We start from the raw sequence: 15,544 nt of genomic DNA on the forward strand, positions 1-15,544 counted from the left end.
ACTCCACCGAACGCGCGTCATACAGATCAGTCGCATACTCGATCGTGATGTCCAACCCACCCGGCCCACCATCCACCGAACGACGCTCCGCGAAGGAGAACGTCAGATCGAACTTGGCGAACCTCAGCCAGGTGAACTCCGATTCGGTGTCCAGGTCCTCGGCGACGAGTGTCGGCGTGGCCGCCTCGGTCAGGGTCAGCATGACCTGGAACAGCGGGTGCCGGGCGGCCGACCGGTCGGGGTTGAGGGCTTCGACCAGGCGGTCGAACGGCAGGTCCTGGTGGCTCCAGGCGGCCAGATCGGTCTCCCGGACCCGGCCCAGCAGCTCACGGAAGCTCGGGGCACCACTGGTGTCCGTACGCAGGACGAGCGTGTTGACGAAGAAGCCGACGAGGTCGTCGAGCGCCTGGTCCGTACGGCCGGCGATCGGCGAGCCGAGCGGGATGTCGTGGCCCGCGCCGGAGCGGGACAGCAGCGTCGACACCGCCGCCTGGGCCACCATGAACACCGAGGCACCCGACTCGCGCGCCAGCTCCGCGAGCGAGGAGTGCACGTCCTGGGAGAGGTGCACGGTGTGGGTGGCGCCCCGGTAGGAGGCGACGGCCGGCCGCTGTCGTACGGCGGGCAGGGTGACCTCCTCGGGGAGATCGGCCAAGGTGCGGCGCCAGTAGTCGAGTTGGCGGGATGCGACGCTCTCCCGGTCCGCGGGGTCGCCGAGCACGTCGCGGTGCCAGAGCGCGTAGTCCGCGTACTGGGCGGGCAGCGGCTCCCAGGCGGGGCGCTCGCCGCGCGAGCGAGTCGCGTACGCGGTGCTCAGGTCGCGCATGAGCGGCTGGTAGGACCAGCCGTCGGAGACGATGTGGTGCATGACCACCAGGAGTACGTGGTCCTGCTCACCCAGGCTGAACAGCCGGGCGCGGAACGGAAGATCGGCCGACAGGTCGAAGAAGCGCTCGGACTCCTCGGTGAGCAGTGCGGCGATGCCGTCCTCGGTCGCCGGGGTGACCGGCAGCTCCACCCGGACGCTGTCGGCGGGCAGGATCCGCTGGTAGGTCTGCCCCTCGGCCTGCCCGAACACGGTGCGCAGGCTCTCGTGCCGCCCCGCGACATCGGTGAACGCGGCCGCCAGGGCGGCGACGTCGAGTTCGCCCCGTACCCGGACGGCGAGCGGGATGTTGTACGTCGCCGACGGGCCCTCCAGCTGGTCGAGGAACCAGAGGCGTTGCTGGGCCGCCGAGAGCGGCAGCGGCTCCGGGCGCTCCTGGGCGGTCAGCGCCGGGCGGGCCGACTCGCCGCCGCCGGTGGCGACGTACTCGGCGAGCAGCGCGACGGTCGGGTACTCGAAGAACTGCCGCAGCGTCAGCTGGACGTCCAGGGTGGTGCGCACCCGGCTGACCAGCCGGGTCGCCAGCAGCGAGTGGCCGCCGGAGGTGAAGAAGTCGTCGTCGACGCCGATCGACGGCAGGCCGAGGGAGTGGGCGAAGAGCCCGCAGAGGACCTCCTCGACGGGGTTGCGCGGGGCCCGGCCGCCCGGTGCCGCGAGAACCCGGGGGGCGGGCAGGGCACGCCGGTCCAGCTTGCCGTTCGGGGTCAGCGGCAGGGTCCCCATCGGGACGACCGCCGAGGGCACCATGTACTCGACGAGCTCTTCGGCCACGTACCGGAGGAGTTCGGCCGCGTCCAGGACGCCTTCCTCGGCGGGTACGGCGTAGGCCACCAGGCGCTTGTCGCCGGGACGGTCCTCGCGGACGATGACGGCGGCCTGGGCGACGGACGGGTGGCGGACCAGCACGGTCTCGATCTCGCCGAGCTCGATGCGGTTGCCGCGCAGCTTGACCTGCTGGTCCGCGCGGCCCAGGAACACGATCTCGCCGCGCTCGTTCCAGGCGGCCAGGTCGCCGGTGCGGTACATGCGGCTGCCGGCCGGTCCGTACGGGTCGGCGGTGAACCGCTCGGCGGTCAGGGCGGGCAGCCTGCCGTAGCCCTGGGCGAGGTGCGGCCCCGCGACGTAGAGTTCGCCGGTTTCGCCCGGGGCGGTGTGGCGCAGCCCGGCGTCCAGGACGTACATGGCGGTGTTCGCCATCGGGATGCCGAGGTGCAGCCGGTCGAGGGTGCGCGTCTCGGGGGTGAAGGCCTGGTAGCTGCAGAAGACGGTCGCCTCCGTGGGACCGTAGACGTGCACGAACGTGGTGTCCGGGCAGTGGTCGAGGGCCCGTTGGAGGGCGGTGGCGGACAGCACGTCGCCGCCGGTCCAGATCTCGCGCAGCTGCCCCAGGGCGTCGATCGCCTCGCTGGCCATGGCGTCGAAGAGGGCGGTCGTGAAGTAGGCGGCGGTCGCCCCGTAGCGGGTGATGGCGTCGGCCAGCTCGCCGATGTCGATCTTCGGGGCGGACAGGACGACGGCCAGTCCGCCGCGCAGCAGCGGTACCCACAGCTCGTAGGTGGAGGAGTCGAAGGGCAGCGGCGAGTAGGCGAGCACCCGCTCATGGGCCGCGGCGCCGAAGCCCGGGTCCAGGGCCAGTTCGACGACGTTGCGGTGGGTGTTGACGACGCCCTTGGGGGTGCCGCTGGAGCCGGAGGTGAACATCATGTACAGCGGATGGTCCGGGTGGACCGTGACATCGGGTGCGGTGGTGGCCGTGTCGGCCGTGGCGCTCGTGTCGTCGAGCCGCAGGGCGGGCAGATCGCCCGCGAAGCCGGTCTCCCCGGCCGGGCGGTCGGTCACCAGCAGGCCGGCCCCGGTGTTGGAGAGGATCCAGCCGAGGCGCTCCTCGGGCTGGCGGGGATCGAGGGGGACGTACACCCCGCCGCTCTTCATCACGGCGAGGACGGTGACGACATAGGCGAAGGAGCGGTCGAAGAGGAGGCCGACCGCGTCGCCGGGCCGTACGCCCTCGGCGACGAGCCGGTGTGCGAGGGCGTTGGCCGCGCCGTCCAGCTCCCGGTAGGTGAGACGGCGGTCCTCGCGGACGAGGGCGACGGCGTCCGGGGTACGGGCGGCCTGCGCGGTGAAGAGAGCGTGCAGCGCGCCCACGGGCAGGTTCTCGGCCGTGTCGTTGTACGTGGCGACGTGCGCGGGGACTGCGGCGCCGGGGGAGAGAGCTGGATCGGTTTGCGGCTGGGACATCTCGACACCTTCTCGGTAGCTCGGATCTCGTGGTCTCGCGGCGTGCCGGGAGACCGACGGAGCCACGGTGGATGACGTGCAATGGGTGCGAAGCGCAGTGGTGGAGCGGGGGGATCAGCCGGTACGGGAACCCGTCGCGGCGTCGGCCGGCAGCAGGACGTCGTCCGCTTCCAGGGCGTTGACGTGGTACTTGCCCACGGAGCTGATCAGCAGCCGGAGTTCGAGGGCGATGGACTCGGCGAGCCGGACCAGGCCGGCCTCGGCGTCCTCGTCCACGGCGAGCAGCGCGGCCCGGCCGAGGCCGACGGCGCGGGCGCCGAGCGCCAGCGCCTTGACGGCCCGGGTGCCTTCCCAGATCCGCCCGCTGGCGAGCAGGCAGTGATCGGTGCGGCCGATGCGGGTGAGGCACTCGCCCAGCGGGAGCCCGACCTGACCAAGGAACGCGGTCGGCGCCCAGGCGGTGCCGCCCTCCGCGCCGTCCACGGTGACGGAGTCCGCGCCGGCCGCCCATGCGGTGGCCGCGGCGAGGGCGATGTCGCGCCCGGGGTGCAGCTTCACCCACACCTTCACGCGGGGGAAGTTGTTCCGCATCAGCCGGATCTGCTGGCGCAGGATCTCCTCGGTGAAGGTGCCGGGGCTGCTGATCCGCAGCACCGAGTCGCTGCCGGCGCCGAACACCTCGTCCATGGCGTACTGTTCGGCGACCCGGTCGCCGGCCTCGCGGCCCAGGACGGTGAGACCGCCGAGCCCCGGCTTGGCGCCCTGGCCGACCTTCAGCTCGAAGGCGAGCCGGCCGGTGGCCAGCAGCGGTTCGGACACCGGGTCGCTGTAGACCAGGTTCCACACCTCGGCGTCCGCGTCCTCGGTGGACTGCTGCACCACCACACCGCCGTGCTCGTCGTCGGCGGCGGCCGTGTAGGCGGCGATCCGGCCGAGCAGCGGGGAGGCTGCGGAGTCGGCGGCGGCGCGGTAGCCGTTGACCGGCACCACGTTCTCCCCGATGACCATGGGGATGCCGAGCCGTCCGGCCTGGCGTCCGGCCGCCTCGCCCAGGTCGTGGCTGGCGACCTGGGTGGAGCCGAACGCGGACACGTAGAGCGGCAGCCGGGAGGTGAACCCGCCGAGCACGGTGTCCAGTTCGACATCCGTGTACAGCGGTTCGCGGGCCAGGTCGATGAGCTTCTTCAGCCGCTCCGGCATGAACACCGGGGGGACGATCCTGGCGCGTTCCAGCAGGTCGTACGAGTCCTGGCCGGCCGGGACCGCGCCCAGCATGCTGCTGCCGTAGGACTCCAGCGCGGGGAAGGCCCCGGCCGCTCCGGCCCTGGCCCGGTGCCGCACCTGTTCCTCGGGGAAGCCCGAGGCGCTCAGTACCGTGCTCATGCCGACATCACTCCGGGAAGCTTCGGGTAGGCGCTGGCCTCCCAGGCCGCGGTGCGGCCGGTGACGTACCGGGTGAAGCGCTCCAGGCCGATGCCGAAGCCGGAGCTGGCGGGGATGCCGCGCCGGGCCAGGTCGAGATACCAGCCGTACTTCGCGGGGTTCTCGCCGGTCTCGCGCATCCGGGTGACCAGGGCCGCGTAGTCGTGCTCGCGCTCGCTGCCGCTGGCGAGTTCGCCGTAGCCCTCGGGGGCGATCAGGTCGAAGTTGCGCAGGACGCCGGGGCGGTCGGTGTCCTCCTGGTCGTAGAAGCCCCGCGAGCCCTTGGGGTAGTCGACGACGAAGAACGGGCGGCTGGTCTTGGCGGAGAGGATCTCCTCGCCCTCCCAGTCGATCTCGGCGCCCGGGTCCTGCGGGTGGCCGAGTGCCACCAGGTCGGCGGTGGCCTCTTTGTGCGTGGTGCGGTCGAAGGCCTCCTGGACCACTTCCCGGAAGGCGTCCCGGTCCCGGCCGAGGAGCTCCAGGTCCCCCGGCATCTCGCGGACGACCTCGTCGACGACATGGGCGACGAGCCGCTCGGCGAGCTCCATCGCGTCCTCGCGGCGGGCGTCGCGGATCTCCACGTCGATCTGGTGGAACTCGGCGAGGTGGCGGTGCGTGACGGCCGTCTCCAACGGTTCCAGGCGGACGTTGGGCGCGATGTAGAAGATCTTGTCGAAGGCCAGCAGGGAGGCCTGCTTGTAGAGGATCGCGCTGGTCATCAGCTTGTACTTGTGGCCGTAGAAGTCGACGTCCACCTGCTTGGAGCCGCGGATGCCCGGGTCGGTGACCGGTCCGATGACGGGCGGCAGCAGCTCCTGGAACCCCTGCGCGGTCAGAAAGGCCCGGGTCGCCGCCAGCATGCGGCTCTGCACCCGGAGCGTGGCACGGGTCGGCTCGGCGATCAGGTGCTGGTCGGGAGAGGCCGGGAACGAGGGCGCGACGCGGCCGTGGGACTCGGCGATCATGCTGGTCATGGTGCTACCTCCTGGGTGTGCTGCCGATGGGCCGCCGGGCGACGGGCCGCCGTGGGGAGCGAGGGGCGGGAAGCGGACGGGGAAACGGTGCGGTCGTGCCGGCGCTGTACGAACGACAGGGCGTCGAACAGCCCGGCGGCGGTGAGCCGCCGGCCGCGGTCGCGGACGGGCCCGAGGGGCATCGCCCCGATCTCGGACCAGGTCAGGCGGCCGGACCCGTCGATATGACTCCGGGTGCGGCCCGCGTTGTCGGGGTGCAGGCAGTAGGGGACGTCGAGGTAGCCACGGGCGAAGGCCTTCAGCAGTGCCTGGCCCAGGTCGTCGTCCAGGTTCAGCACGGCGTCCACCAGGGCACGGGCCTCCGCGTAGACGGCGTTGTCCGCGGGATCGGTGTGCGGGGCGGGGACGCTCCCGGGCCGGGCACCGGTCGCGGTGCGGTGCCGGGCGGCGGCCCGTGCGGCGACCCGCAGGGCCTCGACGTTCTCCGCCACGGTCGGAATGCGGTGAGCCTCGGCCACGGTCTTCACGATCAGCCGGGCCGCCCCGGTGTCCACGGCCAGTTCGGCCGACCGTTCCAGGAGTTCCAGGGAACCGTGCCGGGTCTGCGGGTAGAGGCCCATGTAGGTGTAGAGGACGATGTGCCAGTCGGTGTCGGGCAGGAACTCACCGGCCAGGCGGTGCAGCGCGTGCATCGCGTCGCGGTCCTGGTCCGCGTTGGTCTGCTGGGCGTAGCTGAGCGAGATGCTGCGCAGCCCCGCCCGGTGGAAGAAGAGCGCCTCCAGTGCGCTGATGGCGACGAGCAGCCCGGGCGGGCAGAGCTGGCCGAGCATGCAGCCGCCGAAGGTCTCCAGGTGCGGTTCCGCGCCGGTGCCGCGCAGTCCGGCCAGGAAGTCGCAGGCCTCCTGCCAGTTGCGTACGGAGTCCAGGAGCGGGGTGCGTCCGTAGGGCAGGCAGTAGGAGACCGGGCCGCCCTCCGTCGCGTCCAGGCCGAGCCGGGCCAGTGCGGAGACGATGCGCTGGGGACGGGCCGAGCCGTGCCGGATCTGTACCGGGAACCCTGCGTCCCGGACGCCGTCGAGGACCCAGCGCGAGGTGTGCGGGCTGTAGGAGGTGATCGGGAATCCGTTGAGCGGGACGCCGCCGTTCAGGGCGCGGGCCGCGGACACCTCGTCGTTGACCCGGGTGTAGCTGTCGATCGTCATGGTGCCGACGACGGCGTCCGCCGCTCCCTTGGTGGCCAGCAGGCCGGCCCTCATCAGTGCGGGGTCGGAGAAGCCCATGCGGGGCTGGACCACGAGTGTTCCGCGGGCCTGCGCCCCGGCGACGAAGCGGCCGAAGGAGAGCGGTCGCCGGTGCACCGTGGTGCGGCTCCCGGGAGCTGCCTCCTCCACTTGCGCGGTCATCGTTCCACCTCCTTGGGGAGCGAGTCGACGTAGGACTCGAAGGCGGCGATGTCGACGCCGTCCTGGAAGACCGCGTCGAACCCGGCCCTCATGAGGGCGTCGGCCTCTTCCTCCCCGTCTCCGGACACGCCGAGCTTGCCGCCGATGACCGCGGGCAGGCCGGTCAGCTCCCAGCGCGACCGGATGGCTCCGATCAGCGGCTCGGCGTCGTTGAAGCCGTGCCCGTTGACGCTGCTGACGACCAGGAGGTCGGGCTGGAACTTGCAGCAGGACTCGACGATCTCGTCCCCGGGCACACAGGAACCCAGATTGACGACCTTGTGCCCGAGGTCTTCGAGCAGCAGTTGGATGTAGATGAGATTCCAGGTGTGAGCATCGGATTGCAGTCCGGTGACAACAACATCCAGCGGCCCGGATCGATGACGAGCCGCCCATTCCGCAGGCTTCATTGTTCGCTTCGTCCACATCATTGGATGACAAGGGGAGAAAGAGGTCCAGGCTTGCCCGGAACTCCCTTTCGGCCACAACCGTAGATTCGCTCCGGAGGCGTTTCCGGCGTGAGCGGCGGCAACTGGGCGGCAGCAGAGGAGCAGTTGGCCGCGAGCCCGATGCCGGGCGGCCGGCGGGGCGTGAGACTGGCGGCACTGCACCCGCAGAATTCAGCGCCCGGCCCCGTGCAATCCGCCGGCGAAAGACCGAGGAGTCATGACATGGCAGAGACCGGCCACAGCGTCCGTGCGGCGGACGTGCTCGCGGACGTCCTGGCGGAGGTACGGGAACGGGTCGACCGGCGGGAGGCGCTCGGCGAGGCCCAGGTCGCCGTGCTCGAAGCCGCCGTGAACATCGTCCGTGCGGGCCAGCCCGGGATCGAGGTGATGCCGGTGGAGCGTTCGGAGCTGGTGCGCGAGGCGCTCGGGGCGGTGCGTGCGGCCACCGTGGCGACCGGGGTCGCCCTCACCTACGCGCACCAGACGGCCCGCGTGCTCGCCTGACCGCGCGGTCCGTGGTGCCGCCGATCTGCCTGGGCTTCTGCCCGGCGAACCGGTCTGCGGCTCCTAGCATTTGATGCAGCCGAAACACTCAGAAACACCTGACGACATTCACGTAAGACATCGTCCAACCGAGGTGGAAATCATGGCAACCAACCCGTTCGAGGACTCCCAGGGCCGCTATGTAGTGCTGGCCAACGAAGAGGGGCAGTATTCGCTGTGGCCGGCCCGGATCCAGCAGCCGGCGGGCTGGGAACTGGTGAAGGACGAGGGCAGCAAGCAGGAATGCGGAGAATTCATCGAGGCGAACTGGATCGACATGCGGCCGCGTTCGGTGGTTGCGGCGATGGGTGGCTGACCCCATCGGTCGTCCCGGCCCCGGAGGGCGGGTGCGAGGCGCGGCACATGCCGCCCCGCACCCGCCCTTTTCCGTGCCCGCCCCTCTCGTACGGCGTGCGGCGTGCGGCGTGCTGCGTGCTGCGTGCGGAGCGGGGTCCCGTACGCGGGACACGCGGAAGGCTCCTGGCGGACACGGGTGGTCTCGGTCGTGAACCCGTGTGCGCCAGGAGCCGATGGTGCGGGTGATCAGGCGGTGCCGGTGGCCGCGGTGCGGCCGGTCAGTCCTGGATGCCCCGGACGCACCACTCCAGGACCGCCGCGGCGGCGGTCATCTTGTGGTGGGCCTGGCGCCAGGCCCGGCTCGACGGGCCGTCGAGCACCTCGTCGGTGACCTCCTCGCCGCGGACCGCGGGCAGGTCGTGCAGGAAGACGGTGCGCGGGCCGGAGAAGCGGTCCAGGAACGCGCGGTCGATCCGGAAGCCGTCGAAGTCCCTGAGCCAGTCGGGGTTCTCCTTCGTCACGCCCATGGTCTGCCACCGGCTGGTGTACACCGCGTCGGCCGGCCCCTCGACCTCGTCGGCCGTCACGACCTGGCTCACCAGGGCCTTGCCGCCGCTCAGTTCGGCCGCCAGGTCCAGGATCTCCTTGGGTACCTCGTATCCCGCCGGGCACAGCAGGGTGAGGCGCAGTCCGGGGGTGAGGGCCGCGGCCAGCGCGAGGGCCGCCCCCGAGCTGTTGCCCTCTCCGACGGCGAGCAGGTGCACCCCGTCGAGCGAGCCGAACTCCTCGGTCAGGGTGGCGAGATCGGCGATCGCCTGGGTCGGGTGCTCGTCCAGGCTCAGGGCGTTGACGACGGCCAGGTCCTCGCTGCTGCCGAGCCGGCGGATCTCCTCCACTTCCCCGTTGGTGCGTACGACGAGGGCGTCCAGGTACTGCCCGAGCACCCGGGCGGTGTCCTCGACCGTCTCGCCGGTGCTGAGCTGCAGCTCGTTCGGACCGAAGGTGATCACGTCGGCGCCGAGGCGGGTCGCCGCGCTCCAGAAGGATGTCCGGGTCCGTGTCGAGGACTTGCGGAAGTAGAGACCTACCTGGCGTCCGGCCAGCGGCTTCGGCACGATGCCGTCGCGGCCGAACGTGACGGCACGCCGCACCAGGTGGTCCAGCTCGGCGGGCGTGAGGTCGGCGAGGGAGATCAGGTTGCGCATGGGTGAGGTGCCTTTCACGAGGACGGGAACGGGGTCGGGCGGCGGAACGGGGAACGAGAGGCCCCGGGTGGCGCGGCGGGGCGACAGGGACGGGGAAGGAGGAGCGAAGGCTCCCGGGCCCGGAAGCACGGCATCCTGCCCACGCTCCCCGGCGGGGCGGCCGTCATTCGGCCAGGGCGGCGACGAGAACGGCGCGCGCCGTCTCCTGCTCCGCGTCGAGCACCGCGCGGACCAGGTTCAGCACGGTGAAGCCCACCGGGCCGCCCGCCGTCGTGGGGAGCCGGCGGATCAGGCCGCGTACCAGCAGCGCATGCACATCACGGGCGGTCTCGGCCAGGGAGGTGCCGCAGGCACGCGCGGCTCCGTCCACCGTCCACGGGTCCTCCAGCGTCGCCAGTGTGCGCAGCAGACCGGCGGCCTGCGGGTCGAGCCCGGTCACGGCGGCGGTGAGCCGCTCGCCCAGGGTGGGACCGGCGGCGGGATCGGCGGGCGTCACCCCGTCGAGCAGGACCAGCGGTGTGGTGCGGGCGATGTCCAGGAGCTGCTGCGGGGAATACAGCAGCAGCCACGAGGCGGCGGCCTCCAGCGCCTGCGGCATGCCGTCCAGGGCCCGGCAGATGTGGGCCACGGTGGTGACGACGGAGTCGGTGGGGAGGAAGTCGGGCCGCATGTAACTGACATGGGAGAGCGTCAGCTCGACGGCGTGCCGGTCCGCGACGAGGGAGCCGCCCACCGGCTCGGCGGCGAGATCGGCGGCGGTCGGCACCGCGAGCGGGGCCAGTGGCAGCAGCCGGCCGCCGGGCAGCTGCACCGGCCGGTCGGTGGTGGTGAGTATTTTCAGGCGCTCGCAGGCGCGCAGCAGACTCAGCAGGCGAGGGGTGACAGAAGGTGACGCATCGTGACCATCCAGCACGATCAAGGTCGCCTTGGACCCTATGAGCGCGGCCAGTTCCTCGAATTCCTCGCCGTCGCGGACGAGTGCGCGCACCCATCCGGTCACGGTCGCCTGCGGATTGTTGGGGTCCGCCGCGGTGGTCTCGGCGGTGTCGTCCAGACAGACCCACAGCACCGGAACCCCGTCCCGGGCGTGAATCACCGAGGCGGCCTCCTGGGCGAGCCGGGACTTTCCCACTCCCGGCAGACCCACCAGGGTCAGCAGCCGCTCGTGGTCCGTACGCAACCGGGCCGTCAGCGCCTCCAGTTCGGGACGCCGCCCGATCAGCGGGCGCAGCGGAGGCGGCGGTGTGGCGAGGCCTGTTCCGTAGATGTCCTGGAAGACGCGCCCCGCGGCCTTTGCATCGACGGCGAGTTCCAGCTCGACGCGCCGCGCGTCGCTCAGCCGCATCGCATTGGCGAGGAGCTTCAGCGTTTCCCTGCGCGGGTGCTGGACCCGTCCGAGTTCCAGGTCGCGAATGGCTCTCACGCTCACCGTGGAAAGGCCGGCGAGCTGTTCCTGAGTGAGTCCCGCCCGCCGGCGCGCATTCTGCAGCAGAACGTCGAGCCCGGGTGCGGGCTGGGAATTCATCATTGTCTCCTCGGTCTCCACATGCTCAGAAAACGCAATGACCGGTTACCCGGCCGCCCGGGGCTGTCCGGAACACACGGCCCGGTCCGGGATCTTTCCGGTCCGCTCACGCTCCGTACGCTCCGTGCTGTCCGTGGCAGCGAAGGCCTGCCGTCGATGAACAGACTCCATCGAGCCATTCCCGAACTCTTCCCGGTGCAGTACCGCCAGTTCCTTCCGCAGCGGATACGATCGCTTCGCGCTGGTGAAGCGCTGCGGCTGCGCAGAGTTGAGGGGGAGGATGCGTGTCAACTGCAGAAGAGTTTCGGCTGCGCTTCAACATTCTTGGCCCGATAGAGGGGTGGTCCAACGGGACGCGTCTCCGACTGGGCGGCGTCATACAAGAGCGAGTTCTGGCCACTCTGCTTCTGGAGCCCGGAAAAGTGCTTCCGGTTTCCCGGCTGGTCGAGGCGGCCTGGGACGAGGAACCCCCGACGACCGCACCCCACCAAGTACGCAAGGCCGTAGCGGATCTCCGAAGACGGATACCCGGAGGTGCCGACGTCCTCGTCACCGACGGGCCCGGGTATCGCGTCGCCCAGGAACAATGCGAAATCGACGTGGCCGAATTTGGCCTACTGATACGTGAAGCAAAGCTCAAGGCGTCCGATGGCCGTACGGCCGAGGCCGCCGAGATATTGCGCGGCGCCCTCGCCCTCTGGCGGGGCCCCGTCCTGTCGGGCGGCGGCGGCCCGGTCATCGAGGCCGCGTCCACCTCCATCGAGGAGCGCCGGCTGACCGCGGCGGAGCAGCTCTTCGAACTCCAGCTCGCACTCGGCGATGCCGCCGAACTCATCGTGGAAATGCGGGAACTGGTCCAGCAGCACCCTCTGCGCGAGTCCCTGCGCGGCCAGTTGATGCTCGCCCTGTACCGGTCCGGCCGGCAGGCCGAGGCCCTGGACGAGTACGGCAGGGTGCGCGAACTCCTCGCCGAGGAACTGGGCATCGACCCCGGCCCCAATCTGACCAAGCTGTACGAGGGAATCCTGCGGGAGAGCCCCGACCTGGCCGGGCCCGAGCCGGCCGCCGCCGCCCCCGTCGTGGCCGTGGCGCTGCCCGCCGAACCCCCCAGCACCCTGCCCTACGACCTCGCGGACTTCACCGGCCGGGACCGGGAACTGGCCGAGATCCTGCAGGGCGCCAGGAGCGGCAGCGAGCAGGGCCCCCAGATCGTGGCCATCGACGGCATGGGCGGCTGCGGCAAGACCTCGCTCGCGGTGCGGGCGGCGCACCGGCTCGCCCCGGACTACCCGGACGGCCAACTCCACATAGACCTGCGCGGGTACACCCCGGGCGACCAGCCGGTGACCGCCGGGATCGCGCTCGACACCCTGCTGCGGGCCGTCGGCGTGCCGGGCAACCTCATCCCCGACGACGTGCCCGCCCGCACGGCCCTGTGGCGTGGCACCCTGGTCGGCAAGCGACTGCTGATCCTCATCGACAACGCGGCCGACGCCGCCGCCATCCGTCCGCTGCTGCCCCTCTCCCCCGGCTGCCTCGTCATGGTCACCAGCCGGGCCCGCCTGGTCGATCTGGACGGCGCGCAGTGGATCTCCATCGGGGTGATGCCGCCCGAGGACAGCGCGATGCTGGTGGCCGAGACGCTCGGTGCCGAGCGCGTCGCCGCCGAGCCCGAGGCGGCCGCGGAGCTCGCCCGGCTCTGCGGCCATCTCCCCCTCGCTCTGCGGATCGCCACCGCCCGGCTGCGCAACCGCCCCCGCTGGACCCTCCAGTACCTGGCGGAGCGGCTGCGCGACGAGACCCGGCGGCTCGACGAGCTCAGCTCGGGCGCCCGCAGCGTCTCCGCCACCCTGCGTCTGTCCTACCAGGCCCTGGACGACGAGTGCCGGAACGCGTTCTCGACGCTGGCCCTGCACCCGGGCAGCGACATGGACGTCCACGCGGCCGGTGCACTGCTGGGGTCCTCGGCCCGGGACGCGGAGGACCTGCTGGAGATGCTGCTCGACGTCCATCTCGTGCAGCAGCCGGAGATCGGCCTCTACACCTTCCACGACCTGGTGCGCAGCTTCGCGCACAGCCTGCTCGTCGAGGCCCCCGAGGACTCCGCGGCGGTGGAGCGGCTGCTGGGCTACTACCTGACGGCCACCGAGGTGGCGTGCGACCTCCTCTACTCCGGGCGGCGCCGGCGCAGTACCGGTATCGAACCCTCCGAGGCCGAACTGCCCCGCCTCGCGACCCCGGAGCAGGCGCGGACGTGGTTCCGGCGCGAGCAGACCTCGCTCCTCGCGGCCGTCACGCTCGCCGAGCGCAGGGGTCACGACCGCTATGTGGTGTGCCTGGCCCGCAATCTCGTCTTCCAGCTCAACGACCTCGGGCTCCTGGAGGAGTTCGGCGAGCTGAGCCGGGTCGCGGTCGCCGCCGCGGGCCGGCTGGAGGATCTGGCGCTGCTGGGGGTGAGCCTGTCCAACCTGGGCGTCGCCTGCTGGAAACTCGGCCGTCTCTCCGAGGGCCTCGAAGCCGCCCGCGAGAGCCGGGACGTCGCGGTCCGGCTCGGGGACGTGTACACCCAGGCGCACAGCGAGAGCATCCTCGGCCAGTTCAACAGCCTGCTCGGCGACTTCTCGGCGGCCCTGGGCCACATGGAGACGGCGATCGCGCACGAACGCGAACTGGACATGCCCCGAGCGGAGGCGGAGAGCCTCACCATCCTCAGCACGCTCTACGAACAGTGGGGGCGGTACGAGGAGGCACGGGACGCGGCCCGGCGGTCGGCCGAGCTGAGCCGGAAGCTGGGACAGCACGAGGGACTGCCCGGCGCCATCACCGATCTCGCCTTCGCCCACGTCGGCCTGGGTGCGTACGAAGAGGCCGACCGCTGCCTGGCGGAGGCCCGCTCTCTGTACGGGGACGCCGGCAACGAGGTGAACCTCGCCCTGACCCTGGCGCTGTCCGCCGATGTGGAGAACCGGCTGGGGAAGCCGCCCCGCGCACCGGACCAGGCGGAGCTCGCCCTCGACATGATGCGGACCAACTCCTCGCCTCTGCGCCGGGCCAAGGTGGAGAACGTGGTGGGCCGGCTGCGCCGCCGGCAGGGCGACGTGGCGGCGGCACTCGCGCTGCACACCCACGCCCACGAACTCGCCTCGTCGCTCAGCTACCGCATCGAGCAGGCCTACGCGCTCGCGGGCATGGCCGACGCCCTCGGGGACACGCCGGACGCGATCCGCTACCGGGCGGAGGCCGAGCAGCTCTTCACCGACATGGGCGTGCCGGCGGATCACCGGCGCAGCTGACGGCCTCCCGCCGTCGCCGTACGCCGTATGCCGCACGCCGGATCAGTACGTGGGCACCTCGGCCGGCGCATCGATGGGCAGCGACGAGCCCCGCACCGTGACTCCGGTGCGGGGCTCGTGTGTCGAGGCGGTGGGGATCACATGACGGGGGACGTCGGGCCCTTGTCGTCGTCGGTGCCCTGCGTACCGATGACCGTCGGGCCCTTGTCGTCGTCGGCACCCTGCGTACCGATGACCGTGGGCCCCTTGTCGTCGGTGATCGTCCGGGCGATGACCGTCGGGCCCTTGTCGTCGGCGAGCACCTGGGTGCCGATGATCGTCGGACCCTTGTCGTCGTCGGTGCCCTGCGTACCGATGACCGTGGGCCCCTTGTCGTCGGCGAGGACGTGGGTGCCGATGACCGTGGGGCCCTTGTCGTCGGCGACAACCTGCTGAATACCCCGGGAGTCGTTCGACTGTCCCACCTCGACCGCAGTGCCGATCCCGAAGGCCAGCGTCGCGGCGACGATCCCGAAGATTCCAGCAAGCTTGCGTCCCATTGTCCCGCCCCTAAGTGGTGTTTGTGAGGTTCTGCGGTGTTCCGCTTCCCGACACCACTGATGTTGCTGTTGGGCGTTCCCGGTCCGTTCCTGCCCCGATACCGCCGCCGGGAACTGCCGCGGGAACGGACCGGAAACGGCTATTCCACGTCGAGCTGACAGGCGGCGACGCGCGGCCCGAGGGCGGTGAGCACCACGCGTGTACGGGCCGTTCCCGACTCATGGCCGGCCAGGTCGAGCAGCGATCTCACGAGGGAACGGAGCACCGCGCGCTCCGTCTCGTCCAGGGCCGCCGGGCCGGTGTCGGCACCGGGCGGCCACTCCACGATCCCGGCCACCGTGTGCATGCCGTTCTCGGTTCTGGTCTCGACGCTCAGCTGGGGCCCCTCCAAGGACTCCGGCGCGGTGTACGGATGGGACTGATCACCGGACGCCACACGCTCCGCCCACCGTTCCACGGTGGACAGGTCCTTGAAGGCCTGGCGGAGTTCCGTCCCGTCGGGCGAACGATCCCTGGGGTCCTTCACGTGAGTACTCCTTACTGCAGACAACTACGGAACGACCCTTGCCTCTCCGGCTCCCGGTTCCCTCCCGAATCGTTCCCGCTTCCTTCCCGTTCCCTCGTTCGCCAAGGGAACGCACCGGTAATCGATGGCCGCATGATGACCCCCGTTCGACTCAGACAGGGATCCGTGGTGATCCGCAGAGGATGCGACATGCTGGGGGAT

The 15,544-nt window shown here is 71.2% G+C and carries 12 protein-coding genes; 3 read left to right on the forward strand and 9 right to left on the reverse strand.

The window, feature by feature from the left end; genetic code table 11:
• The 5 genes from AB0D53_RS36360 to AB0D53_RS36380 all read right to left on the reverse strand — a co-directional run.
• Positions 1-3,127, reverse strand: a 3,127-nt coding sequence (locus AB0D53_RS36360) for an amino acid adenylation domain-containing protein (protein ID WP_362453643.1), incomplete at its 3' end; no start/stop codon positions are given.
• Between the two features lie 114 nt (positions 3,128-3,241).
• Positions 3,242-4,510, reverse strand: coding sequence for a glutamate synthase-related protein (locus tag AB0D53_RS36365; protein ID WP_362453644.1), 1,269 nt, complete (start codon positions 4,508-4,510; stop codon positions 3,242-3,244).
• The gene (locus tag AB0D53_RS36370) at positions 4,507-5,514 is read right to left on the reverse strand and encodes an asparagine synthetase A (protein ID WP_362453692.1); all 1,008 of its coding nucleotides are present in this window, start codon (positions 5,512-5,514) and stop codon (positions 4,507-4,509) included. The genes AB0D53_RS36365 and AB0D53_RS36370 overlap by 4 nt, the downstream gene beginning before the upstream one ends.
• 5 nt (positions 5,515-5,519) lie before the next feature.
• The gene (locus AB0D53_RS36375) at positions 5,520-6,926 is read right to left on the reverse strand and encodes a methylaspartate mutase (protein WP_362453645.1); all 1,407 of its coding nucleotides are present in this window, start codon (positions 6,924-6,926) and stop codon (positions 5,520-5,522) included.
• The gene (locus AB0D53_RS36380; protein WP_329814690.1) at positions 6,923-7,375 is read right to left on the reverse strand and encodes a cobalamin B12-binding domain-containing protein; all 453 of its coding nucleotides are present in this window, start codon (positions 7,373-7,375) and stop codon (positions 6,923-6,925) included. The genes AB0D53_RS36375 and AB0D53_RS36380 overlap by 4 nt, the downstream gene beginning before the upstream one ends.
• Before the next feature lie 261 nt (positions 7,376-7,636).
• Between AB0D53_RS36380 and AB0D53_RS36385 the strand changes: the two genes are divergently transcribed.
• Both AB0D53_RS36385 and AB0D53_RS36390 read left to right on the forward strand, forming a co-directional pair.
• Complete coding sequence (locus AB0D53_RS36385; RefSeq protein WP_362453646.1) at positions 7,637-7,918, forward strand: hypothetical protein; 282 nt, start codon at positions 7,637-7,639, stop codon at positions 7,916-7,918.
• A 142-nt stretch (positions 7,919-8,060) separates the two neighbouring features.
• Entirely contained in the window at positions 8,061-8,273 is a 213-nt protein-coding gene (locus AB0D53_RS36390; protein WP_362453647.1) for an MbtH family protein, read from the forward strand.
• A 259-nt stretch (positions 8,274-8,532) separates the two neighbouring features.
• Here AB0D53_RS36390 and AB0D53_RS36395 read toward each other — a convergent pair whose 3' ends face one another.
• Both AB0D53_RS36395 and AB0D53_RS36400 read right to left on the reverse strand, forming a co-directional pair.
• Positions 8,533-9,459 carry an ornithine carbamoyltransferase gene (locus AB0D53_RS36395; RefSeq protein ID WP_362453648.1) on the reverse strand — a complete coding sequence of 309 codons (927 nt, stop codon included), beginning with the start codon at positions 9,457-9,459 and terminating at the stop codon, positions 8,533-8,535.
• 163 nt (positions 9,460-9,622) lie between these two features.
• Positions 9,623-10,987, reverse strand: a complete 1,365-nt coding sequence (locus tag AB0D53_RS36400) for a helix-turn-helix domain-containing protein (RefSeq protein ID WP_362453649.1) — start codon at positions 10,985-10,987, stop codon at positions 9,623-9,625.
• A gap of 596 nt (positions 10,988-11,583) precedes the next feature.
• On the opposite strand from AB0D53_RS36400, the gene AB0D53_RS36405 reads away from it, so the two are divergent.
• Positions 11,584-14,277 (forward strand): BTAD domain-containing putative transcriptional regulator, encoded by a 2,694-nt coding sequence (locus tag AB0D53_RS36405; protein ID WP_362453650.1) that lies wholly within the window; start codon positions 11,584-11,586, stop codon positions 14,275-14,277.
• 137 nt (positions 14,278-14,414) lie between these two features.
• On the opposite strand, the gene AB0D53_RS36410 is transcribed toward AB0D53_RS36405, so the two are convergent.
• Both AB0D53_RS36410 and AB0D53_RS36415 read right to left on the reverse strand, forming a co-directional pair.
• Positions 14,415-14,816 (reverse strand): hypothetical protein, encoded by a 402-nt coding sequence (locus AB0D53_RS36410; protein ID WP_362453651.1) that lies wholly within the window; start codon positions 14,814-14,816, stop codon positions 14,415-14,417.
• A gap of 140 nt (positions 14,817-14,956) precedes the next feature.
• Positions 14,957-15,343 (reverse strand): hypothetical protein, encoded by a 387-nt coding sequence (locus AB0D53_RS36415; protein WP_329814684.1) that lies wholly within the window; start codon positions 15,341-15,343, stop codon positions 14,957-14,959.
• Positions 15,344-15,544 lie beyond the last annotated feature (201 nt).

Origin of the sequence: Streptomyces sp. NPDC048295 (genome assembly GCF_040652135.1) — a bacterium.
GTDB lineage: Bacteria > Actinomycetota > Actinomycetes > Streptomycetales > Streptomycetaceae > Streptomyces.

What these genes read in the sequence shown, in the direction of transcription:
- AB0D53_RS36365 (WP_362453644.1), bottom strand. Translation starts at nt 4,510, where the DNA reads ATGAGCACGGTACTGAGCGCCTCGGGCTTCCCCGAGGAACAGGTGCGG.
- AB0D53_RS36370 (WP_362453692.1), bottom strand. Translation starts at nt 5,514, where the DNA reads ATGATCGCCGAGTCCCACGGCCGCGTCGCGCCCTCGTTCCCGGCCTCT.
- AB0D53_RS36375 (WP_362453645.1), bottom strand. Translation starts at nt 6,926, where the DNA reads ATGACCGCGCAAGTGGAGGAGGCAGCTCCCGGGAGCCGCACCACGGTG.
- AB0D53_RS36380 (WP_329814690.1), bottom strand. Translation starts at nt 7,375, where the DNA reads ATGAAGCCTGCGGAATGGGCGGCTCGTCATCGATCCGGGCCGCTGGAT.
- AB0D53_RS36385 (WP_362453646.1), top strand. Translation starts at nt 7,637, where the DNA reads ATGGCAGAGACCGGCCACAGCGTCCGTGCGGCGGACGTGCTCGCGGAC.
- AB0D53_RS36390 (WP_362453647.1), top strand. Translation starts at nt 8,061, where the DNA reads ATGGCAACCAACCCGTTCGAGGACTCCCAGGGCCGCTATGTAGTGCTG.
- AB0D53_RS36395 (WP_362453648.1), bottom strand. Translation starts at nt 9,459, where the DNA reads ATGCGCAACCTGATCTCCCTCGCCGACCTCACGCCCGCCGAGCTGGAC.
- AB0D53_RS36400 (WP_362453649.1), bottom strand. Translation starts at nt 10,987, where the DNA reads ATGATGAATTCCCAGCCCGCACCCGGGCTCGACGTTCTGCTGCAGAAT.
- AB0D53_RS36410 (WP_362453651.1), bottom strand. Translation starts at nt 14,816, where the DNA reads ATGGGACGCAAGCTTGCTGGAATCTTCGGGATCGTCGCCGCGACGCTG.